The sequence below is a fragment of the Cytobacillus oceanisediminis genome, assembly GCF_004366035.1.
Taxonomy (GTDB): Bacteria; Bacillota; Bacilli; order Bacillales; family Cytobacillaceae; genus Cytobacillus; species Cytobacillus oceanisediminis_C.
Genome location: NZ_SOEE01000008.1, coordinates 185,913 through 208,895 on the forward strand (window position 1 = coordinate 185,913; position 22,983 = coordinate 208,895).

Below are 22,983 nucleotides of genomic sequence, written 5' to 3' on the forward strand. Positions count from 1 at the left end.
GAATTCCCATGATCGATAAGCAATCACCCATCCCGATATATCACCAATTGGAAGAGTATATTAAACAATTAATAGAAAGCGGCATATTAAAGCCTGATGAAGCAATCCCTTCTGAGCGTGAGTATTCTGAGCAATACCAGATTAGCCGCATGACAGTCAGACAGGCCTTAAACAACCTTGTCAACGATGGCTATCTATACAGGCAAAAAGGACGCGGAACTTTCGTCAACAAGCAGAAGGTCGAACAAAAGCTTCAGGGATTGACCAGCTTTACCGAAGATATGAAAGAGCGCGGCCTTGTGCCGAGCAGCCGTCTCATTTCATTTGAAATCATCCCGGCCGAGCCGCAGCTGGCGAGAAAGCTTGATATAAAAGAAAATACACCTGTTTATGAAATTAAACGTGTGCGGATGGCAGATAATCTGCCAATGGCGCTGGAAACCACCTGCCTGCCTGCTAATCTCGTTAAAGGGCTTACGGAAGAAATCATCAACAAGTCCCTTTACCAGCATATTGAAGAAAAATTGTCTCTGACCATCAGTGAAGCAACCCAGCAAATTGAAGCCTCCATCGCTAAGGAAACGGAAGTAAACCACTTGCAGGTCGAATCTGGGTCGCCTGTACTGCTTATTGTCCGAACTTCCTTTTTAGAGGACGGCACGCCTTTTGAGCTTGTCAAATCAGCATACCGCGCAGACCGCTATAAATTTGTTCATACGATGCAGCGTGCTACAAAATAGGAGAAAGCCCATCAGGGTTTTCTCCTATTTTCATTTTACCATGTCCTTTTGGAAGGTTCGTCCATATTATATACATGAGAATATTTTTTTAGTTGAAAGGAGCGATTAGATGAAAATCATACTGGATGCCGGGCATGGATTCAGTACTTCAGGCAAACGGAGCCCTAACGGAATGAGAGAATATGAATTCAATCGCGCTGTTGCAGAACTAGCGAAGGAGATGCTGGAAAGCTATCAAAACACAGTGGTGTCCTTTGCACACTCGGATATACGGGACGTGCCGCTTGCCGAAAGGACTGCACTGGCAAATAAACAAAACGCGGACTGCTATTTGTCCATCCATGCCAATGCTTTCGGAACGGGCGGATGGAACAGTGCAGGCGGAATTGAAACATATGTCTACCCTTCCAAACCTCGGGAAGCGCTGGCATTAGCCCAAAAGATACAGCGAAACTTAATCAGTTCTACAGGCTTGCGGGATCGGGGAGTCAAAACAGCTGATTTCCAGGTTCTTCGCGAGACAAAAATGACTGCTGTCCTTGTGGAATGCGGGTTTATGACCAATAAAGAAGAAGCTTCCCTTCTCCGAACCCCTCTCTATCAAAAACGCTGTGCACAAGCTATTGTAAAAGCAATCGCTGAACAATACGGCTTAAGAAAAAATGATAAAATCAAACAATATAAAGTTCAAGTTGCATTTTCAGAAAAGCAGCTTGCCGAGAAACTTGCCGGGAATCTGAAGAAAGACGGCTTTAATGCTACCATCATTGAATAGAAAAAATCCAGCATCACTGATGCTGGATTTTTAGCGCATTTATTTTTCCTTCGCCGGTTCAAGAATCGCTTTTTGAATGACAAGATTAACTATTGACATAATCACAGATACAAGAATCGCTGTGCCAAACCCGGCAATTTCAAATGAATCCCCCATAAAGCCATCTGTAATCATTAACGTAACAGCATTGATGACGAACAAAAACAGACCGAGCGTTAAAACAGTGACTGGCAGAGTTAATATAATCAGGATTGGTTTCACGAGTATGTTCAGGATGGAAAGCATGAAGCTGGCACCGATGGCAGCCCCAAATCCTGATAAGTAAAACGAATCCTTAAAAAAGCCGGCGATCGCTACAAATAGGACCGCATTAATCAAAATGCCCAGAATCCATCTCATTTCTTACAGCACCTCTTCATTCGGAAGCACGAACACAAGCAGAGCATAAATGAGTGTCATTGGAAAAACGCCTGTTGTAAATAATAAAACAATGAAGATCACCCTGAGTATGGCAGAATCTATACCAATCGATTTTGATAAGCCGCCCAATACCCCCGCTAATTTTCGGTTGCTGCGGGAGCGAACCAATTTATTCACAATGAATCCCTCCTATCAAGAAAAGCGGAAGCCCCTTGCCCTCGAAGGAACGCAGACTAAGAACGCCACGTCCTGTGGCAACGTCTGCATGACCCCCATCCTAGGGGCCTCACCTCTAGGGGGTAGGCGCTCCTCCTAAAGCTAGCGCTTTTAGCCGTGCGATGATAAAGCTGTCGAAGCGTTCCTTGTGGAGCTAGACAGTAATGTTCAAAATTTTATACTATCTATCAAAAGCCTATTTCTTAGGCTTTACCAGGCTGTTGACCGTTTGATCGTGATCGTACCTGTTTTTGAGTCAGCCCTCAGCTTAAGTCCGCTGCCGCTTTCTTTTACAGACTTGAAGCGCAGCATTTTCTGAATCACTTCGCTCTTTTCTTCTATTACTTCAATACCCTCAATATCAGGGTGGAAACTGCCCAGATTGGTGCGAAGCTCTCCGCTGACAGCAGCAAAATCCGGTACAAACAGGTCGATGCTGCCCGTTGCTGCCTTTGCTTCGATCCATTCGCAGCGTTCATTTTCTGCCCTGCATGTTACATTGCCATTAAAAGATTGGAGTTCGGCTTTTTTGAAGTCTCCTTCAGCTAGAATAGCACCATTTAACGTTTCGGCTTCTACATGATCGATTCGGCTTTTTTGAATGGTAATCTGCCCGTTAGCTGTTTCAGCCTCAACATTTTTACTGTTTAAATCACTAACCATAATCTTTCCATTGGCCGTTTTCGCTTTAAAGTTTTCCACTGTTAAGTTTTGACTTTCAATCGGGCCATTAAACATGCGGATTTTCACATTTTCATATTCAGATCTGGGAATATAGATGACCGCTTCAAGCTTCATCCACTTTTGCTGACTGGAAAATCTAAGCTTCTGCCCTTCAATGGCAAAAATAACATCCTTCAGGAAATTTCTGCGTGCTTCATCCTGATTATCCACACGATAGACTTTAGCTTTGCATTCAACGCGGACATCACTTTGCTCCCATGGAATCACCTTAACTGTCCCATTGGCAACATCAATGTCCAGATCTTTTAAGTATGCGTCTGCATGCTGAAATATATGAGAGATCTCAACACTTTTCCCAAAATTAAAATCAAGATCCAGATCCTTCACTTTCTTAAAGGCAGAATCTACAAAATCAATGATTTTTTCCTTGGCACTTTGATGCTTTGAGCTGTATGGCTCACCCTTTTTAGCTTCTTCAAACTTAACCTCAGCAGAAAGCTCCTTAATTAAATCCTCCTGCTTCTGTTCCATCGTCTGATTTGTTTTTTCAAGCTGCTCCAGCAGAGTTAAAGCTTCCTCTACAGTAAGCTTTCCATCTTCGACCATTTTTAAAATACGTTTGCGTTCCTCTTTCATTTCTTTGGCCCTCCTCTATTATTTCTATTCTTCTATCAGGACTTTTACCCCTTTAATGATATTCCAGATAAGTACAATCAATAGCAGAATGATTGTGATGCCGACAGCTGCAAGAAAAAATACCGGGATTTCCTGACCATTTACAATGAACTGGGTTACACCAGCAAAAACAATAAACGGAACAGGAACCAGCGGAATCAAATGTGATAGGAATGCACTCTTGGCATGCCGCTTCACTTCCGTGTCTTCTGATGCAAAAAATACAATGAGCGGAAAAATAAATCCTGCGAACATAATGCTAAAATAGCTTAAGGCAGACAGAACCTTTCTTGTTTCCATTGTTTTCAGCTCCTTTATCTGTCATACGGAAATGGAGCGCTAAAAGTTTCAGCCTCTTCTTCATTATAGAAAATCAAAGGGGGATTTTCCTCCATATTTCTAAAAATACATCTGCAGGCTGAGGGGTTCCATAGCCTCAAGTCGCATAGCTTTTTCTATAATAAAAACCGCCTTTCTTGTAAAGACGGTTTTATGGATGAGTCCTATTTATAGGCAGCTGCCAGGTCAGTGCGAGGCGCTTCCTTCTTTTTCACTTCGTCGATTTTATTGACAAACATTTGGAATACTTTTCGTTTTTCATCCAAATCACGTATGTATTCTTTCAATTCGTTATACTTCTCTTCGAAAGGCTTATGATACATTTCGCGGATATTATCAATAATCTCTTCGTTCACAGTAGACTGGATAACCTGCTTTGTAATTCCATATTTGTAGGAATATACTTTAAGCTCTTTTTTAACATCCTCATATTCATTATTAATCTGATCCAAAACCTCAGAAATATCTTCTTTCCATTCTTCCAGAGACTTCTCTAAATAATCCTCCATAATGACCTCCCCTTCTGTTTCCAGGCAATAGCTTCCCTTATATAGGAGTATAACGCTGCTTGGTTACATCGATTTTGCTGGAACATTACATTGTGTTATCAATTAATAGAAGGGGAGGCAAAATAAATGGCCAACAAACTAAAATGAGTAATTATCTATAATCTTATCAGCAATCAGCTCATATCCCTTTCCGTTCGGATGAAGGGAATCAGCGAAGTACTGTTTCTTGTTTTTTCCCTTGAACAGTTCATTGGTAGAAACGTAGGTGATCTTTTTATCTTCCGCTGCTTTTTTTCTTATGGATTTGTTCCAATGATCAATATATTTTTCAATTTGGTCGCCGTCCGGGTAGGGATTGTATAGTCCGAGCAGGATAACAGGTGCATCACGGTTGGCGGTTTCCAGTGTTTCCAGGATTCCATTCAGTTTATCCTCATATATGTCTTTAGCTTCAACCAGTTTTTCGTGATGGAGCGGATACAGGTCCCCGCCGTTGCTTTTCAGCAAATCGTTTGTGCCAATATATACGATAAACATATCTGCATTTTTGATATCCTGTGCCACTTTCGGTTTGAGCATTTGCTGGAGGACATCAGAAGATTTATAGCCATAGACTCCATGATTTGTTATTTTATAATTCTTATCCGGAAATGTCCGATCTAGTTTGCTCTGCAGCCTGCCAATGTATCCCTCTTCCGTTTCATCTCCATATCCGTAGGTAAGCGAATCCCCAAAAGCTACTATCGTTTGACTGCTTTCAGCCTTTTTCTCTTCTCCCAGAAATGTGATGGTTAGATAGATGCCGAATCCAAGCAATATAAGGCCTGCCAAAAGGCAGATTTTATTTTTCATAGTGTATGTTCCTTTCTTGGTTGAGATTATTGAAGGTAGCTGCAGACGCATGTTCTATACCCCTCATCCCGGAGAATTAATCTCTTCTACATAAAAAGAAGCAGTACCAAAACGGTACTGCTTCTTCCTAATTAAGCGTTTGTCACGCCCTCTTTTTCTTCAATTTGCTGTTTCATCCTCAGGCGGTCTCTTTCCAGGATCGGTTTGAGGTATTTGCCTGTATAGGATTCCGGAACTTCGGCAATTTTTTCCGGTGTACCGGCTGCTAAGATGGTACCTCCCTTATCTCCGCCTTCAGGTCCAAGGTCAACGATATAGTCGGCTGCCTTGATGACATCAAGATTATGCTCAATAACCAGTACGGTGTCTCCATTTTCAACAAGACGCTGAAGGACCACGAGCAGTCTTGAGATATCATCAACATGGAGGCCAGTTGTCGGTTCATCAAGAATGTACAGGGAGCGGCCCGTTGAACGGCGGTGCAATTCGGAAGCAAGTTTGACACGCTGCGCTTCACCGCCGGACAATGTTGTCGCAGGCTGTCCCAAAGTGATATAGCCCAAGCCAACATCATAAATCGTCTGCAGCTTGCGGCGGATTTTAGGAATATTTTCGAAAAACTCCAATGCATCTTCCACTGTCATTTCGAGAATCTCCGAAATATTCTTCCCTTTATACTTCACTTCAAGCGTTTCCCTGTTATAGCGTTTGCCATGACACACTTCACATGGCACATACACATCCGGCAGGAAGTGCATTTCAATCTTGATGATCCCGTCCCCGCGGCATGCTTCACATCGTCCGCCTTTTACATTGAAGCTGAAGCGCCCCTTTTTGTAGCCGCGAACTTTTGCTTCATTAGTTGAAGCAAATACATCCCGAATATCATCAAACACTCCGGTGTATGTTGCCGGGTTGGAACGAGGTGTCCGCCCGATTGGGGATTGATCGATATCAATGACTTTGTCGAGGTGATCCACACCTTTAATTTCTTTATGCTCACCCGGCTTTGCTTTGGCTCTATGAAGCTTTTGCGCAAGCCCTTTATGCAGAATTTCATTGATTAACGTACTTTTTCCTGAACCGGATACGCCAGTAACGGAAATAAAAGTGCCGAGCGGGAACTTAACGTTCACATTTTTAAGATTGTTTTCTTTAGCCCCTTTAATTTCGATAAAACGCCCGTCGTTCTTGCGGCGCTCGATTGGCAGCGGAATAAATTTCCTGCCGGACAGATATTGACCTGTCAGAGAGTTCGGATCATCCATGACTTCCTGAGGGGTACCAGCTGAAACGATTTGTCCGCCATGAACCCCCGCTCCCGGTCCTACATCGATTAAATAGTCGGCTGCCACCATCGTATCTTCATCGTGTTCTACCACGATCAGGGTGTTGCCGATATCTCTCATATTTTTCAGTGTATCAATCAAACGGTCATTATCACGCTGATGGAGACCAATCGAAGGCTCATCCAGAATGTAGAGTACACCTGTCAGGCGCGAACCGATTTGTGTGGCCAGGCGGATACGCTGTGCTTCACCGCCGGACAAAGTTCCCGCAGCCCGGCTTAATGTCAGGTAATCCAGCCCGACATTAATGAGGAAGCCTAGCCTCTCCTTAATCTCACGGAAAATGAGGTTGGCAATCTTCATTTCTTTTTCAGACAGTGTCAGATTTTCAAAGAAGCTGAATGCTTCCTCAATCGAATATTCTGTGACATGGCCGATATGTTTTCCAGATACAAGCACCGCAAGCGTTTCCGGCTTCAGACGGTAGCCTTTACAGGAAGGACATGGATGCTGGGCCATGTATTTTTCCATTTGCTCCCTGATGTAATCAGAGCTTGTTTCTTTATAGCGGCGCTCCACATTGCGGATGACACCTTCAAAATGGATATAATTCTCCCTTACCTGGCCAAAATCGTTTTCATATCGGAAATAAATGCTGTCCTTGGGGGATCCGTATAAAACCTTATCAAGCAAGTGTTCAGGAATCTCCTTAACCGGCATGTCCATATCAATTCCATAATGATTGCAGACCGCCTCCAGCAGCTGAGGATAATATTGAGAGCTGGTCGGCTCCCATGGCGCAATGGCATTTTGCTTTAATGAAAGATCCTTATTGGGTATGACCAGATCAATATCTACCTCCAGCTTTGAGCCCAATCCGTCACATTCCGTACAAGCACCAAACGGACTATTAAAAGAGAACATTCTTGGCTCAAGTTCGCCGATTGAAAATCCGCATTGAGGGCAGGCGTGGTTCTCGCTGAACAGCAGTTCCTCTTCCCCAATTACATCCACCAGCACCTTGCCATTGCCCAGATTCAACGCGGTTTCCAATGAATCAGCCAGCCGCGGAGCTACCCCTTCTTTTACGACAATCCGGTCGATTACTACTTCTATAGAGTGCTTTTTGTTTTTTTCCAGCTCAATCTCATCACCGAGATCCATCATTTCTCCGTCGACACGGACACGGACAAACCCCTGCTTTTTGACATCCTCAAACACTTTTACATGTGTCCCTTTTCGGCCGGATACAAGCGGAGCCATAACCTGGAGTTTTGTTCTTTCTGGGTACTCCATAATCCGGTCAACCATTTGCTCAATGGTCTGTGAGGAGATTTCAATGTTGTGAATCGGACAGGTTGGACGCCCCACCCGTGCAAATAATAATCGCAGATAATCATAAATTTCTGTCACCGTTCCCACTGTGGAACGAGGATTTCTGCTTGTCGTCTTTTGGTCAATTGAAATGGCAGGAGACAGCCCCTCTATCGCATCCACGTCAGGCTTATCCATCTGGCCGAGGAATTGCCGGGCATAAGCAGATAATGATTCCACATAGCGGCGCTGCCCTTCTGCATAAATTGTATCAAATGCCAGTGAGGACTTTCCTGAACCTGAAAGTCCTGTCAGGACGACAAGCTTATCTCTCGGAATGGTGACATCTATATTTTTCAGGTTATGGGCTCTGGCACCCTTTACAATCAGTTTATCCATCGCCATTTTTACGTCATCCTTCCGCTTTCAGCTCTAATATTAAATCACGAAGCTCGGCAGCCCTTTCGAAATTCAGGGATTTGGCCGCTTCCTTCATTTCTTTTTCCATATCGCCTATCAGCTTCTCCCGCTCTTTCTTGTTCAGCTTGCCGAGCTTTGCTGACGGCTGGTATTCTTCTTGCTCTTCTGCCGCATGGGTTGCACGGATTGAATCGCGTATATCCTTCTGTATAGTCATTGGCGTGATGCCATGCTTCTCATTGTACTCTTTCTGAATGGACCGGCGGCGCTTTGTTTCACTGATGGCTTTTTCCATGCTGTCTGTAATCCGGTCTGCGTACATAACGACATGGCCATTCGAATTACGCGCTGCACGTCCAATCGTCTGGATGAGTGAACGTTCTGAACGGAGGAAACCTTCCTTATCTGCATCAAGTATGGTAACGAGAGACACTTCAGGTATATCCAGCCCCTCTCTCAGAAGGTTGATCCCAACCAGCACATCATACTTGCCAAGACGGAGCTCGCGGATAATTTCAATCCGCTCGAGCGTTTTTACCTCCGAGTGCAGATACTGCACTTTAATGCCGATTTCTTTTAAGTAATCTGTCAAGTCCTCAGACATTTTCTTTGTTAATGTAGTAACAAGCACACGTTCATTTTTCTGAATGCGATCCTGGATTTCGCCGATGAGGTCATCAATTTGTCCTTCGATTGGACGGACATCAATAGTAGGATCAAGCAAACCGGTTGGGCGGATAATTTGCTCAATCATTTCCGGTGTATGCTCAAGCTCATAAGGACCAGGTGTTGCCGAAACAAAGACAGCCTGTTTCACATGCTTTTCGAACTCGGTAAACGTAAGCGGTCTGTTATCCATGGCTGAAGGCAAACGGAAGCCATGGTCCACAAGCACGGATTTTCTTGCCTGGTCACCATTGAACATACCGCGGATTTGCGGCAGAGTTACGTGCGACTCATCAATCACAATTAGAAAGTCTTCCGGAAAGTAATCCAGAAGGGTATACGGTGTTGAACCAGGCGGCCTTAATGTAAGGTGGCGGGAGTAGTTTTCAATGCCGGAACAAAACCCCATCTCCCTCATCATCTCAAGGTCATAGCGGGTCCGCTGCTCGAGGCGCTGGGCTTCAAGAAGCTTATCGTTTTCTCTTAATTCAGCAAGGCGCACTTCCAGTTCTTTTTCAATGTTCTGGATGGCGATCCGCATTTTTTCTTCACGCGTTACGAAGTGGGATGCCGGGAAGATCGCAACATGCTCACGTTCACCCATAATTTCTCCGGTGAGGGCATCTACTTCACGGATCCGGTCTATCTCATCCCCGAAAAACTCTACACGGATACAATGCTCATCCCGTGATGCCGGGAAAATCTCTACTACATCCCCGCGTACACGGAAGGTACCGCGCTGGAAGTCGATATCATTGCGCTCATACTGAATGTCAACGAGCCTGTGAAGAAGCTGGTTCCTCTCAATCTCCATGCCGGTTCTGAGGGATAGCACCATTTCACTGTATTCTTCAGGAGAACCCAAACCATATATACAAGACACACTGGCAATAATAATGACATCTTTGCGCTCAAATAATGAAGAAGTCGCCGAGTGGCGGAGCTTATCAATTTCATCATTGATGCTTGCATCTTTTTCAATAAAGGTATCTGTAGAAGGCACATACGCCTCCGGCTGATAGTAGTCATAATAGCTGACAAAATACTCAACAGCATTGTTTGGAAAAAAGTCCTTAAATTCACTGTATAACTGCCCAGCAAGTGTCTTATTATGGGCAATGACAAGCGTCGGCTTGTTAACCTCTTGTATAACATTTGAAACCGTGAAGGTTTTTCCCGTTCCTGTTGCACCCAAAAGCGTCTGGTGCTTCTTGCCGGCATTAATTCCCTCCACAATTTTTTTGATTGCCCCAGGCTGATCGCCCTGAGGGGAATATTTTGAAACTAATTCAAATTGATCCTTCACCTATAAGCCTCCCGTTCAAATTACTTTTATCTATATATTAATCACAAACCAGCATTGAAAGAATTTAAGATCCGGGATGCATGGCTGATTTGTCAGTTTTTTACTCAAAACTCATATCATCATTCTACCACAAAGAGCCTAAAACAAACCAACAATATGCGAACGGATATTCGTTTTTTTAATTTGCCGAGAAAATATTGCTTGGGAAATATGCCGAATTTTTGAGGGAGATGTCGAAGCAAGGTTAATCAATCGTTTGATTAACCCCCTGAAATTAAATCAATCGTTTGATTGATATTGATTAATAGCTGATTTTACGCAGGCATTAATGCAGCTGAAATTACATTAAGCAAAAAACCTGTCGATGCGTTTATTCGACAGGTTCCGCAAAAATTATTCCGCACTTGGCTTTGTTTTGGGCTTCAGTTTTTGAGCGTACCAAAACCCGACAGTCAATGAAAGTGCGTCTATAACAATCAAGGCAAAAGAATTTGTATACCCTTTATAGACAGAAGCCGCAATCAGTCCCACCGTCAATACAAGCCCAATCACACGATTATAGCTTACTCTCGTAAAGAGCAATACCAGCAGGCCAGGCAGCAGCAGAGCTGACAAGTACTTTAATGCCAACCAAAACACCTTCTTTTGTTTATTCACAAAAATTTAAGGTTTCTATCATTAGAATAGCTTTTCATAAGCAGATGTACAAGTTTTTTCAGGGTTATTCCCTCTGTTCTTTCACATAATAAGAAAAAGTACTTATTATGGAGGAATGCATCATGGCAAGAAGAAAAAAACGCCCGCTTGTGCCGGATTCAAGAGCGGCATTAGACCAGCTGAAAAATCAGGTAATGGCAAACCAGGGATACCATGTTGACAGTGAAAATCCAGATGGCGTGAAATATGAAATTGCCGAGGAGGCCGGTGTGCCATTGAAGCCGGGCTATAACGGCCGTCTTACATCCAAACAGGCAGGAACAGTTGGCGGGAAGATTGGCGGAAGTATGGTGAAGGAGCTTATTCGAATGGCACAGGAACGGATGAAGGAACAGTAGGAAATCGCGAACTTTTGGAAAAGCATTATGAAATTGAGGCAATTAATTGGAGGAGAAGAATCAGCATTTTGGGGCCGAACAACACTCCAATTTGAGGAAATGACTCACTAAAATAAGGAAAAGCTATCCCGCAAAAGGATAGCTTTTATTCTTATTCAGCAGCCTTCCGCTCTAGAAATTCCTGTTTAACGGATTTTAGCAGCTCTGGGTCCGTTACCAGCTGGAAGGCAGTGAGTGCGAGCCCTTTTGCCCCGGTTATCAGTGCTTCGTCTCCTTTTACAGATGCTGCAGCCTCACGAAACGGAACGGTATGGGCAACAAGATCATCAGCACCAATTTTAATATAAGGATGAATGGTTGGCACCACCTGGCTGATGTTGCCTGCATCCGTCGAGCCGATTCCATCTCTGTCCCCTTCCACGACCGTTTCTCCCAGGTCTTCAATCACTTCTTTAAACACTTGGTCATATGTCTTGTTTAACAGCAGGTTATCAACTTCATTTTGAAAAGCAATGACATTGAGCTTTGCTCCTGTTGCCAATGCGGCGCCTTCGGCGACAGCTTTAACCTTCCGTGTTACCTCATTAAGACTGGTTCTGGTTGAAGCACGGATGAAGAATCTGGCTTTTGCATACTCAGGGATAATATTTGGAGCATCCCCGCCATGAGTAATAATGCCATGGATTCGCACATCATCCTTTAATTGCTGACGAAGAGCATTAATTCCGTTAAACAGCTGAATAACTGCATCAAGGGCATTGATTCCTTCCTCCGGTGAAGCCGCCGCATGGGCAGGCTTGCCGATAAACTCGAAGTCAAGCGGATCAACTGCCAGTGATGAACTGGTCAGGCGGGTATGGTTTGATGGATGAACCATTAGGGCCGCATCAATGCCTTCAAGCAAGCCATGCTTCACAAAGCTGCCTTTTGCACTTCCATTTGGGCCGCCTTCTTCTGCCGGGGTTCCAAATACTACTGCTTCTCCTCCGGTCTCATCAATAGCCTTGCTCAATGCAATGGCTGCTGCCACACTTGTCGTGCCAATGATATTGTGACCGCATCCATGCCCTAGCCCGGGAAGGGCATCATATTCTGCAAGGAATGCAATAGACGGCCCCGGTTTATCGGATTTTTTCCGGGCAAGGAAAGCTGTTTCATGCCCGGCCACTGCCCGCTCAACTTCAAAACCCTCCTTCTCAAGGATGCCTGAAAGCAAGCCAGAGGCAAAAAACTCCTCATTTCCTATTTCCGGGTTCGCATGGATCTGGTGGCTTGCGGAAAGATAAAGTTCTTTATTATCCTCAACATTTTTCTTGATTGCTTCTTTCAGTTCAGATAGTGCTTTTACAGGTGCCGCCATCATTGTTCCTCCTTTACAAATAATTTTTACCAGCCAATATCACTTAAAGGAATAAAAGTCGGGATCATGCTTCCGTCATATTCTTTCGTGATGAAATCAGCTACATCATCTTCCTGGTAAAGTTCAGCAATTCTCTTAAGCGTTTTGTTGTCCTTGTCTTCTGTTCTGACAGCGATAATATTTACATACGGAGTAGCGGTTTCGCTTTCCATAAAAACTGAATCCTTAGTTGGGTTAAAGCCTGCTTCTACGGCAATTCCGTTATTGATTACAGAAGCAGAGACATCCGGAAGTGCACGCGGCGTCTGCGCTGATACCATTTCTACAAATTCAAGGTTCTTCGGATTTTCAACGATTTTATTCAAGTCCAGGTTTCCGTCATAGTCCTCGGATAATTTGATCAGGCCGGCTTCCTCCAGTAAAAGAAGGGCTCTTCCGCCATTTGAAGCATCATTTGGAATGGCAATTTTGCCGCCTTCCGGAATGTCTTCTACAGATTTTACTTTTTCAGAATAAAGACCCATTGGTGCTAAAACAGTTGTCGCAATCGGTGAAAGATCCATATTATGCTCTTTAATAAAAGTGTCAAAATAAGCGACTGTTTGGAATGCGTTCACATCAAGATCGCCTTCTGCAAGGGCAACGTTCGGCTGCACATAGTCAGAGAATGTCACAACCTCAATTTCAATGCCTTCCTTTTCAGCCTTCTCTGCAATAAAGTCCCAGATGCGTGTATCTGATCCGCTGACACCTAATTTAATCTTTTTTGTTTCTTCTCCGCCAGTTGTGCTTGAGCATGCTGCAGTGAACACAGCCAATGCTAAAATAATGAATGTTAAGAATAGTTTTTTCATGATGTGTTTCCTCCTAATTTATCTTCTTCTGATTTTTTTGGATAAGATATTTCCGAATGACTGCAGGCCTTGGACCATGACAACTAAGATCGCAACAGTAATCAGCATGACTGTTGTATCGAATCGCTGGTAGCCGTAGGTAATGGCGAGGTCACCAAGCCCGCCGCCTCCGACTGCCCCGGCCATAGCCGATGCTCCGACCAATCCGATTGTCGCAATTGTAAAGCCTAATACCAGCGAACTAAGTGCTTCTGGAATCAGGAACTTTAATATTATCTGGCCCGGTGTTGCTCCCATTGCTTCTGCGGCTTCTATGACTCCCGGGTCTACCTCAAGCAATGAGTTTTCTATTAATCTTGCAATATATGGCCCGGCATAAAAGACAAGCGGCACTACGGCTGCAGCCGTACCAATCGATGTTCCAACAATAAGCCTGGTAATGGGGATAATGGCTACCATTAAAATAATGAAGGGAACCGATCTGAAAATATTAATAATGCTGTTTATGATGTTAAAAACAACAAGGTTTTCCAGCAGATGCCCTTTCCTTGTCACGACAAGCAATATGCCAAGCGGCAGTCCGATAACAGCTGAAAACAGCAATGAGAATGCCACCATTTGAATCGTTTCGATTAAGGCTTCGATGATTTTTTCCTGGTTAACTAGCACGTGTTGTCACTTCCTTTATTGAAACTTTTTCCTGGCTGATGTACTGAATAGCACGTCTGATTTCACTGTCCGGACCTTGGAATTCGACAATCAGGTTACCAAACGGCGTTCCCTGAAGTTCAGTAATATTTCCAAACAGGACGTTGAAGTCGATATTAAACTTTTTGGCAACCTGCGAGAGGAGCGGCTGCCCGGCAGAATTTCCAACAAAGTTGATTCTAAATACCTTTTGAAGCCCTTGCTGTTTTTCAATCACTTCTTTAATAGAGTCAGGGATTTGATCATTCATGACAGTGCTGACAAAGTTCTTCGCTGTTGGTGTTTTTGGTGAGGAAAAGACATTGAAGACGGTTCCTTCTTCGATAATTTTTCCTGCCTCTATTACAGCGACACGATCACAGATCTCTCTGATTACAGACATTTCATGGGTAATGATCAGTATAGTAATGTTGTATTCTTTATTTATTTTTTTCAGCAGCTGCAGGATTGAGCTGGTTGTCTGCGGATCCAGCGCTGAAGTTGCTTCATCACATAATAGAATGGAAGGCTGGGTCGCCAGCGCCCTGGCAATTCCGATCCGCTGCTTTTGCCCGCCTGACAGCTGATCAGGATAGCTGTTAGCCTTGTCTGCAAGCCCCACGAATTCTAATAGTTCATGGACACGCTTTTTGATTTCATCTTTTGGGAGCTTAGCCAGTGTGAGCGGCATCGCCACATTGGCATACACTGTTTTTGAGTTTAAAAGGTTAAAATGCTGAAAGACCATCCCGATGTTTCTTTTCACTTCGCGAATTTCTCTTACAGATAAAGCCATCAGATCATGTCCGCTGACAATGACCTTTCCTGAAGTCGGCTTCTCCAGCCAATTGACACAGCGTATCAAAGAGCTCTTTCCCGCACCGCTGAAGCCGATGACTCCGAAAATCTCACCCTTGTTAATCTTTAAGTCTATTCCATTTAAGGCAGCTACCTGCTGGCCTCCGCTTTCAAAGACTTTCTTTAAATTCTGAAACTCTATCATGCAGCCTCTCTCCTTTTCTAAACGTTATATATAATTATCCCTATATGAAAACTAAGAATTATATCCTGAAATTTACCCCTTCCATCAGAAGAGGTTTTTTGAAGTCCCCTCCTTATCTTTCAGGCTTATCGCCTGCTGGATTTGGCACAGTGCAGTCTGCCTGCTGCCGAAGCTTCATTGGGCCAGGTCCCTCTGCTTCTCTCGATAAGAATTATTCATATGTTTATGAATAGAATCTTGATGCATTTTTTTCGGATAAAAACAAAAACCCTCTTCTAAAGAAAGAAGAGGGCAGCATTTATCAATGGTCCTCTCCTTATCTTTCAAGCAATGCTTGCTGGATTTGGCACGGTACATGCTGTCCGCTGCCGAGGTGTCATAGGGCCAGTCCCTCAACCTCTCTTGATAAGAAGATTTTTATTATTCGGTTGTTTAATATGCTTACTACTTTACCACCTTAAAGAAAAGGATGTCAATCATTATTTCAAATATTTTCGCTTGATCCATTTTCAAAAATTTCTGTTACTTTAACGGAGCTATCTTTACGGTGAATAATCATCACACCTGCTAGAGCGATCATACCACCCGCAATGGATAATATAGTCGGCACCTCTCCCAGCCAAATCCAAGCAATGACAAACGCTATTGCTGGTGTCAGATAAAGAGAGCTTGTCGCTTCAGAAGTCCCTCCTATGGACGCAAGAAAAGCGAGGGCAATATATGGAACTACCGTTGGAAAAATCCCCAAATAGATGACACTAAAAGTGGATTCGGCCGACGCATGAAGGATCCCATTACCAAGCCCTGGAAGATAAATCAGCATAAAACTAGTCCCTGCCCATACCGTATAGGATGTAAATGACAAAAATCCGTATTTATTAAAATATTTAGTCTGAAACACGAAATAGATGCTTTCTGAAACGGAAGCAAGCAGGACGAATAAAACACCGGTTTGGAGTTCAAACCCGCCTCCTGCACCAAGCGAAATAAGTGCGGCACCCGCAAAACTGACTGCGGAACCAGTCCACCTTACCCTTCCAAACCTTTCCCTTAAAAATAGAGCAGCCAAAGCAGCCGAAAAGATCGGCGTCATTGATACAATCAAGCTTGCCGGCCCGGCGCTTACTGTTTTTTCCCCAATGTTGAGTGCTGTGTGATAAACCGTAAAACCAAGGAATCCAAGTATAAAAATAGCAGGAAGATCTCTCATATCCGGAAGGCGCATCTTTGTCAGCAGCGCTAAGACACCAAGTGCAGCGGAACCAACTAAAAGTCTAAAAAGGGCAAGGTGCTCCGGGGAGTACGATTCAAGCCCAGCCCGAATTCCCGGGAATGCGGATGCCCATAGAATGATGATAGAACTATGCGCCCCGATTATCATTAGTTTTTTATGAGCCAACTTCATCCCCCTTATCAACATTTCCAGCCATTATCTGTGCTGCTTTTCATGATAGTTAATAACTGATACAATGTCCTCAACCAATTAGGAAAGAATTTTGCCAGCCAATTTTCATGAAGGCGGTTATGCGGATGGATACAACACAATTGCCAAAATATCAGCAAATTATTGAGACTATTAAAGAGAAGATTTCCAAAGGTGAATGGCCAATCGGAAGTAAAATTCCAAGCCAGCGGAAACTGGCTGAGGAGTTTGGAGTAAACCGAAGCACAATTATCACTGCTCTGGAAGAACAGGCTGCAGATGGACTAATAGAAGGGAAAACAGGGGTTGGCACTAAGGTTATTAATAATACATGGACACTTCTCGCTTCCAGGCAGTCTGCCAACTGGAGTGAATATATCGATACAGGGATACACAGAGCAAGCGAAAAAATCGTTCAGGAAATTAATGACTTAGAAATGGATCCCGCTTTTATACAGCTCAGCAAAGGAGAGCTTTCCCCTGAAATTTTCCCTGTGCAAACGATGCAGAAAGTTCTAAAGGAAGCTGCTGATGAATTGAGTGAACTCGGTTATGAGGAACCAAAGGGATATTTGCCATTAAGACAGGCAGTCAGTGAGTATTTGGCAGCATCCGGAATATACGCTTCTCCTTCCTCCATACTTATTGTTTCTGGAGGTCTGCAAGCCCTTCAGCTTGTTTCACTGGGCCTTGTGCAAAGAGGGGCACCCGTATTTCTGGAAAAGCCCTCTTACTTATATTCATTACAGCTCTTCCGTTCATCAGGCATGAATTTAAAAGGCCTGCCAATGGATAAGGAGGGAATTATTACGAAAAGCATCTCTTTGAAGAAATATGAAAAAGGGAAATCCATTTTATACACGATTCCTTCATATCATAATCCTACTGGAATTTTAATGACAGAAAAAAGAAGGAGGGAACTGCTTGATGTTTGCAGAATAGAACAGCTGCCAATTGTGGAAGACGATATTTACCGTGAGCTTTGGCTTGATGAAATGCCCCCTCCACCATTAAAAGCAATGGACAAAAACGGCCAGGTCCTTTATATGGGAAGCTTGTCGAAAACATTGAGTCCAGGACTTCGAATAGGCTGGGTAGCAGCACCTGAACCTGTTATCGACCGGCTTGCCGATCTTAAAATGCAGACTGACTATGGTTCAAGTTCACTATCACAAAGGGCAGCTGAAAAATGGCTGTCCACCGGGCTCTATCAAAAGCATATAGAAAATGTACGTGAGCAGCTGAGAGTTCGTCGTCATACTGCCCTAAATACATTAGATGAACACCTGTCCGGGATAGCAGAATGGAATTCTCCGGAAGGAGGGTTTTTTATATGGCTGAAAGTACCGTCTACTATTCCAATTCGACTCCTCTATCGGCAGGCTATTTCAAGAAAACTGCTGCTTAATCCCGGCAGCATATACAGTGACGGGCCGAATCATTTTATACGAATTTCATATGCTTATGCCTCCCTGGGGGAACTGCAGGAAGGTATATTGATCCTTGGAGAGGAAATTAGAAAGCTCCTATGAGAATAGTACCTGACAAGGGATCCTTTTCACAGTTTGGCATAGAGTGAAATTTATCCTATATGTCAAACTAAACATGTATTGTATAATGATGGAAAAGTGCTATTTTTCAAAAAGGAGGGACAGAAAATGATCATGACCGAGAACCCAGCAGATTTATTCGCGGACAAAGTCGAAGCGAGGAATCTGCAGCTGGCCATTCAGCATTCCAGCGATGTGGTTGCAAGAGTAACAAAAGAAGGCATTGCTTTATATGTCTCCCCTTCCAGCTTGCCGACGCTGGGGTATTCACAGCAGGACTTTTATCGAAGCAGCCTTTATACATACTGCCATCCAAATGACCGGGATCTCTTAAGAGAGGCATTGGCCGAGCTCGAACAGCTTCCGCATAAACGTGAGACCTTTCGCTTCAGGCATAAGGAGGGGCATTATCTGTGGCTTGAAGCCAATTTTTCAGTCATTAATGACGATAAAGAAATGATGTGCATCATCCGGGATATGACACAGAGAATTATTATGGAAGAGGAGATTCTTGAAACACAGGAGAAGTACCGCTTTCTGGTGGAGTACTCCAAGGATACGATAGGAATGGTGACACAAAAAGGGATTTGGACCTACATCAATAATGAAGGAAAAAAGCTTTTTGGATTCACAAGCATCAAAGAGATGATCGGCACCTCCCTCCACGACTACATTCCTCCTTCAGAACATTCCACCCTCGATGATTTTCTGCAAACAAAGCTAAGTGTGAATTTTGAGCTTAATCTAATCCGGACTGACGGACAAATGAGAAAAGCCGAAGTCCAGCTGATTCCAACCACTTTCAAGAACAGAAAGGTCTACCAAATCATTATTAAAGACGTAACCGGACAAAAGAAGACGGAGGAAAAGCTGCAGAATGCTGAAAAACTTTCAGTTGTCGGCCAGCTTGCCGCAGGCATTGCCCATGAAATCCGCAACCCGCTTACAGCCATAAAAGGCTTTACACAGTTATTATATGAAGAACATAAAGGCGATTTCGCGGAGGTCATCTTAAGTGAGCTGGAACGGATTGAAGGCATTGTCAATGACCTGCTCGTTCTCGCCAAACCTCAAATAACCGAAATGGAAGAAACCTGCCTGACAAACGTTGTGAAAAGTGTGATCACTCTCTTAAGCAGCCAGGCTGTTATGGAGAATATCGTAATCGAACTAACACAGTCACCCGGCGAGTTTTATGTGAAATGTGAAAAAGATAAAATTAAGCAGGTGCTGATTAATATCATTAAGAACTCGATTGAAGCCATGCCGGCGGGCGGAAAAATAAACGTGGATATCCGCCAGGAGGACCATTCTGTCATCATCAGTGTCGAGGATGAAGGAATTGGCATACCCGAGGAACGCCTAGCCAAATTGGGAGAGCCATTTTACAGCACAAAAGAAAAAGGCACAGGCCTTGGCATCATGATCTGCAAAAAAATCATTAAAAACCATGGCGGAAATCTTTACATCCACAGCAGGGAAAATGAAGGCACAACGGTCAGGATTACTTTGCCGCTTGCCTAATGAAAGAAGCCAGATGTCTGAACTGGCTTCTTATTTTTGAATAATAAACTCCTGGTCCTCCGGGCTATCCCCTATATGTACTCTTTCCTTATAAATAATCTCACCATCTGACATCAGCATCACTGTTGAACTCCTGGTTCCGTAGCCTTCGCTTTTGATAAATAAAGGAGACAAAACCCGCTCCCACTCCAGTGAAACTCCTGTTTTCGGAAGCATGTCATCAGGGACAGGATCTGCATTCTGGAGAAGTGTGAACAGGGCTTCCGTAATATCCCCTGATGCATGATCCATTATCTTAGATAACCCTTCCTTCCCCTTTTTCACCTTCGGCCACCCGGTATTCAGCACATGATTACTGACCCCGTACACTCCTGGTTGGAGCTGTTCTATTCTATCTTCTACGTTCGAGTAATAAAAGAGCTCCTCCGAATTTCCCGCAAGCAGATTGTATCCGGGATAGCTGCTGCGGTGTTCGGATGCTACTTTCATAAAATCAGCAGGCGAAGTACTGCCTTTCAAGAAATCCGCCACCAGATCTCCTCTTGACCTTTTGCCATCTGTCACTTCGTTCGGATCACGGTAATTTGTAAGAGCTGCAAATCGTCCATTCTTTGTGACACCCATCCATGTCCCCATCTTGCTTAAATCACGTCCAGCCAGAATGGCAGGATGGTCATCCAAAAAATGGGCCGGTGCAGTCGGCCGCCCATAAAATTCATCACGATTGGCAGCAACAACAAGCTTGTATGCCGGATGGACTTTGTATCCGAAAAGGATTAAACACATTTGGATCACTGCTTTCGTTTTATTTATTATTCTAACTTTTCGGGAGGGAAAAACAAAAAATAACCGCTTTAATTATGTGAAATGTTAGATAAAATAGAGATCATGCCAAATAAAACTTTTAACATGCCAGAAAAACCCAACAAGCTGTAACAAATTTAATGAATCATGTTAGATAAATCCTGAAATAAAAAAAGCCCCTTCTTTAAAAGGAGCTTGCTCAATTTAAGTAACCGCTTCTTCCCTCGCTGTCTTCCTCGCCCTTAAAAATCGAATTGTATTCAACACGATCGTTTTGGTCACAGCATAGGTAGGTATTGCCAGGATCATTCCGAGGATGCCGGCAAGATTGCCTGCAACCAGCAATAGGATGATGATGGTGGCCGGATGTGTGTTTAAGGTTTTTCCGAGAATCAGCGGCGACAGCACATTCCCTTCTATCTGCTGGGCAATCACTATGACTACGACCACCAGAAAGGCTTTAGTCGGCGAGTCAAAAAGTGCGACGATTACGGCAGGTGCACCACCCAGAAACGGTCCGACATAAGGAATGATATTGGTTATGGCAACAACAAGCGCCATGACTAACGCATATGGCAAATCGATGATTAAATATCCTATAAACGAAAGTGTACCAACAAATAATGCTACAGTAATCTGCCCCTGAATGTAGGAAGAAAGTGTCTCCCCTGTTTCCTTAAGCGTCTTAACCCCCTCTTCCCTGTAAGAGGCAGGAAGGAACTTCGAAACAGCAGCAGGGAACTTATCGCCGTCTTTAAACATATAGAAAAGCAGGAATGGCACCGTTACAATTGTAATGGCAATATTGGTGACCAGGCTGACTATTCCTGCTACGCCTTGCGTCACACGGCTTGGCAGGGTATTGGCATATTCCATAATGCGGGCTTCAATTTCTTCAATCGATATGTAGTCCTGCTCCAAAAACCATTTGAACTCTTCTGTGTTAGACATTGAGTTAACAAAGTCTCTTGTCGTCTTTGCATATCCCGGCAGGTCGTTGAATAATTCAGTCACCTGTCTGCTGATAAGCGGAGCAATGTTGCCAATTATCAGCATTACTAACCCGATAACAGCTGCATAGATGATCAATATTGCTGCCGTTCTTGGCACCTTGTAGCGCTGCAGCAATCTTACCAGCGGATTCAATAGGAAATAGAGAAATCCTGAAATAATAATTGGAAAAAACAATGTTGACGCAAAAATGCCCACTGGTTCAAACAGAAAAGAAATTTTTGTTGAAACATAAATGATTGTTAAGATAAGCAGCAATTGCAAAGTCCAGTATTGCAGTTTTTTCTTTGCCACAATGTCACCTTTTTCTTTGAATGGATTAACTAAAGAATATCATATTCGCGTGTTTACTCCTAAGAAGATGCTACTTCTATTACGATTAGAAATTGAAAAGGTTTCGGAAAAAATGATCCATATAATTTAAGAATCACACAACCTTTAATTAGTTATATTCACTCATAAATATCCCATATTGTGGTTTTCAAACCCCGAAACAGGGTATGAAAGACTATAAATCAAAAACTTCCCCCTCTTAAAAGCCAGGAGTGAACAGACACATGAGTACAATAGACATTTTCAAGAAGGAACTCGTATTACTGAATGGCGAATTGAATCGCTGTAAGAATGCAAGGATAAAAAAACAAATTTTTAATGATATCCTTCTCATCCAGAATGCTGTCCAGAACTTACTCTAATCAGCTATAAATTAGAATCCAGCTGCTTTCTTACCTCCCTTGATGAACAAAAAACCAGCATTCATTGGCTGATATACTGGTTTTAGAAGTTATTTTTAAGCTTCTTTATTTTTCGTTATTTTCCGGAACGGCCCCTTATAATCTCACTGTTTTACATTGTACCGTTATTCTAATTTCGCGGAATTAGATACCTGCTAACTAGTTTTATCTATAACAAACGGAATAACTTTTTTTGGAACTGCCTTCTTTAACAATAGCCCCCGCTGTTTAAGGGAATGCTGCCCCTTTTGTTAAAAAGCAGTATTCATATTCAAAAATAAATCAATATAATCTTCACTTAATTGGTATTACATCTGGAGGTAGAACGCCATCCTGAATCCAATAACATTATTCTTCTGCTAAACTGCCCCGTTTGACATGAAGAAAGCTGCCCTTAGAGAATGGCAGCCTTATGAGAATCTACTTTTAGGAAATCCGAATTAGTCATTTTATTTGTCTTATTTTTTTATCAAAAAACCTAGAGCTGCTGCAGCCGCAATTCCAATTGCAGCCCATCCGCCAAAATTCATCTCTCACACCACTTAATACTATTTACAATTCTCGATTCGTAACGAACAGAGCTTGTTGATCATCTTTTCTTTGAATTGCTAAGGGTGGGGATTTGGTGTTACGATATTAAAGCAACTGAATGGAGCCCCATTCAATATACCTTTCTTTGAGATAGTTGTTACAAAAGCTATGGGCTTTGACCTATTAAAAATTTGTAATATTCTTTTCACTATTGTTGAATAGGTCAATTGAAAGCATATTGG

The 22,983-nt window shown here is 43.2% G+C and carries 22 protein-coding genes, 1 pseudogene and 2 riboswitches; of the genes and pseudogenes, 6 read left to right on the forward strand and 17 right to left on the reverse strand.

Annotated elements, in window-relative coordinates; translation table 11 throughout:
- The first annotated feature begins 8 nt into the window (after window positions 1–8).
- Both DFO72_RS20430 and DFO72_RS20435 read left to right on the forward strand, forming a co-directional pair.
- Window positions 9–740 (forward strand): GntR family transcriptional regulator, encoded by a 732-nt coding sequence (locus DFO72_RS20430; RefSeq protein ID WP_113883738.1) that lies wholly within the window; start codon window positions 9–11, stop codon window positions 738–740.
- A 109-nt stretch (window positions 741–849) separates the two neighbouring features.
- A complete protein-coding gene (locus DFO72_RS20435; RefSeq protein ID WP_113883739.1) occupies window positions 850–1,515 on the forward strand; it encodes an N-acetylmuramoyl-L-alanine amidase in 666 nt (221 codons plus the stop codon).
- Window positions 1,516–1,554: 39 nt separating this feature from the next.
- Here DFO72_RS20435 and DFO72_RS20440 read toward each other — a convergent pair whose 3' ends face one another.
- The 9 genes from DFO72_RS20440 to DFO72_RS20480 all read right to left on the reverse strand — a co-directional run bounded on the left by DFO72_RS20440 (window position 1,555) and on the right by DFO72_RS20480 (window position 10,835).
- Complete coding sequence (locus DFO72_RS20440; protein ID WP_113883740.1) at window positions 1,555–1,914, reverse strand: phage holin family protein; 360 nt, start codon at window positions 1,912–1,914, stop codon at window positions 1,555–1,557.
- Window positions 1,915–1,917: 3 nt separating this feature from the next.
- Window positions 1,918–2,112, reverse strand: a complete 195-nt coding sequence (locus tag DFO72_RS20445; RefSeq protein ID WP_113883741.1) for a PspC domain-containing protein — start codon at window positions 2,110–2,112, stop codon at window positions 1,918–1,920.
- A gap of 249 nt (window positions 2,113–2,361) precedes the next feature.
- Complete coding sequence (locus tag DFO72_RS20450) at window positions 2,362–3,471, reverse strand: DUF4097 family beta strand repeat-containing protein (RefSeq protein ID WP_113883742.1); 1,110 nt, start codon at window positions 3,469–3,471, stop codon at window positions 2,362–2,364.
- A gap of 24 nt (window positions 3,472–3,495) precedes the next feature.
- Window positions 3,496–3,810, reverse strand: coding sequence for a DUF4870 domain-containing protein (locus tag DFO72_RS20455; protein ID WP_113883743.1), 315 nt, complete (start codon window positions 3,808–3,810; stop codon window positions 3,496–3,498).
- Window positions 3,811–4,013: 203 nt separating this feature from the next.
- Window positions 4,014–4,358, reverse strand: coding sequence for a hypothetical protein (locus tag DFO72_RS20460; RefSeq protein WP_009331863.1), 345 nt, complete (start codon window positions 4,356–4,358; stop codon window positions 4,014–4,016).
- A 138-nt stretch (window positions 4,359–4,496) separates the two neighbouring features.
- Window positions 4,497–5,261 carry a GDSL-type esterase/lipase family protein gene (locus DFO72_RS20465; RefSeq protein ID WP_113883744.1) on the reverse strand — a complete coding sequence of 255 codons (765 nt, stop codon included), beginning with the start codon at window positions 5,259–5,261 and terminating at the stop codon, window positions 4,497–4,499.
- An 80-nt stretch (window positions 5,262–5,341) separates the two neighbouring features.
- Entirely contained in the window at window positions 5,342–8,218 is a 2,877-nt protein-coding gene (gene uvrA, locus DFO72_RS20470; protein WP_113883745.1) for an excinuclease ABC subunit UvrA, read from the reverse strand.
- Window positions 8,219–8,225: 7 nt separating this feature from the next.
- Window positions 8,226–10,205: an excinuclease ABC subunit UvrB gene (gene uvrB, locus DFO72_RS20475; RefSeq protein ID WP_113883746.1), complete on the reverse strand. Its 1,980-nt coding sequence runs from the start codon at window positions 10,203–10,205 to the stop codon at window positions 8,226–8,228.
- 393 nt (window positions 10,206–10,598) lie between these two features.
- On the reverse strand, window positions 10,599–10,835 hold the full coding sequence (locus tag DFO72_RS20480; protein ID WP_009331867.1) for a DUF2198 family protein: 237 nt from the start codon (window positions 10,833–10,835) through the stop codon (window positions 10,599–10,601).
- A gap of 149 nt (window positions 10,836–10,984) precedes the next feature.
- Between DFO72_RS20480 and DFO72_RS20485 the strand changes: the two genes are divergently transcribed.
- On the forward strand, window positions 10,985–11,260 hold the full coding sequence (locus tag DFO72_RS20485; protein WP_113883747.1) for an alpha/beta-type small acid-soluble spore protein: 276 nt from the start codon (window positions 10,985–10,987) through the stop codon (window positions 11,258–11,260).
- Window positions 11,261–11,411: 151 nt separating this feature from the next.
- Here DFO72_RS20485 and DFO72_RS20490 read toward each other — a convergent pair whose 3' ends face one another.
- The 5 genes from DFO72_RS20490 to DFO72_RS20510 all read right to left on the reverse strand — a co-directional run bounded on the left by DFO72_RS20490 (window position 11,412) and on the right by DFO72_RS20510 (window position 16,563).
- Window positions 11,412–12,620: a M20 family metallopeptidase gene (locus tag DFO72_RS20490; RefSeq protein WP_113883748.1), complete on the reverse strand. Its 1,209-nt coding sequence runs from the start codon at window positions 12,618–12,620 to the stop codon at window positions 11,412–11,414.
- Between the two features lie 26 nt (window positions 12,621–12,646).
- Entirely contained in the window at window positions 12,647–13,474 is an 828-nt protein-coding gene (locus tag DFO72_RS20495) for a MetQ/NlpA family ABC transporter substrate-binding protein (protein WP_113883749.1), read from the reverse strand.
- An 18-nt stretch (window positions 13,475–13,492) separates the two neighbouring features.
- Window positions 13,493–14,143, reverse strand: coding sequence for a methionine ABC transporter permease (locus DFO72_RS20500; RefSeq protein WP_019383329.1), 651 nt, complete (start codon window positions 14,141–14,143; stop codon window positions 13,493–13,495).
- Complete coding sequence (locus DFO72_RS20505) at window positions 14,133–15,164, reverse strand: methionine ABC transporter ATP-binding protein (protein ID WP_113883750.1); 1,032 nt, start codon at window positions 15,162–15,164, stop codon at window positions 14,133–14,135. The genes DFO72_RS20500 and DFO72_RS20505 overlap by 11 nt, the downstream gene beginning before the upstream one ends.
- A 109-nt stretch (window positions 15,165–15,273) precedes the next feature.
- Window positions 15,274–15,375: riboswitch (SAM riboswitch) on the reverse strand.
- Window positions 15,376–15,477: 102 nt separating this feature from the next.
- Window positions 15,478–15,576: riboswitch (SAM riboswitch) on the reverse strand.
- Between the two features lie 72 nt (window positions 15,577–15,648).
- On the reverse strand, window positions 15,649–16,563 hold the full coding sequence (locus tag DFO72_RS20510; protein ID WP_113883751.1) for a DMT family transporter: 915 nt from the start codon (window positions 16,561–16,563) through the stop codon (window positions 15,649–15,651).
- A gap of 113 nt (window positions 16,564–16,676) precedes the next feature.
- Here DFO72_RS20510 and DFO72_RS20515 point away from each other — a divergent pair, with 113 nt between their 5' ends.
- Both DFO72_RS20515 and DFO72_RS20520 read left to right on the forward strand, forming a co-directional pair.
- On the forward strand, window positions 16,677–18,119 hold the full coding sequence (locus DFO72_RS20515) for a PLP-dependent aminotransferase family protein (protein ID WP_395858193.1): 1,443 nt from the start codon (window positions 16,677–16,679) through the stop codon (window positions 18,117–18,119).
- A gap of 126 nt (window positions 18,120–18,245) precedes the next feature.
- Window positions 18,246–19,661 carry a PAS domain-containing sensor histidine kinase gene (locus DFO72_RS20520; RefSeq protein WP_113883753.1) on the forward strand — a complete coding sequence of 472 codons (1,416 nt, stop codon included), beginning with the start codon at window positions 18,246–18,248 and terminating at the stop codon, window positions 19,659–19,661.
- A gap of 30 nt (window positions 19,662–19,691) precedes the next feature.
- Here DFO72_RS20520 and DFO72_RS20525 read toward each other — a convergent pair whose 3' ends face one another.
- Both DFO72_RS20525 and DFO72_RS20530 read right to left on the reverse strand, forming a co-directional pair.
- Complete coding sequence (locus tag DFO72_RS20525; protein WP_113883754.1) at window positions 19,692–20,447, reverse strand: NRDE family protein; 756 nt, start codon at window positions 20,445–20,447, stop codon at window positions 19,692–19,694.
- A gap of 222 nt (window positions 20,448–20,669) precedes the next feature.
- On the reverse strand, window positions 20,670–21,770 hold the full coding sequence (locus tag DFO72_RS20530; RefSeq protein ID WP_113883755.1) for an AI-2E family transporter: 1,101 nt from the start codon (window positions 21,768–21,770) through the stop codon (window positions 20,670–20,672).
- A gap of 263 nt (window positions 21,771–22,033) precedes the next feature.
- On the opposite strand from DFO72_RS20530, the gene DFO72_RS29610 reads away from it, so the two are divergent.
- Window positions 22,034–22,171, forward strand: coding sequence for a hypothetical protein (locus DFO72_RS29610; RefSeq protein WP_166672525.1), 138 nt, complete (start codon window positions 22,034–22,036; stop codon window positions 22,169–22,171).
- A 656-nt stretch (window positions 22,172–22,827) separates the two neighbouring features.
- On the opposite strand, the pseudogene DFO72_RS30040 reads toward DFO72_RS29610, so the two are convergent.
- Window positions 22,828–22,978 (reverse strand): annotated as a pseudogene (locus DFO72_RS30040) (flavin reductase family protein); the annotation flags it as partial.
- Window positions 22,979–22,983 lie beyond the last annotated feature (5 nt).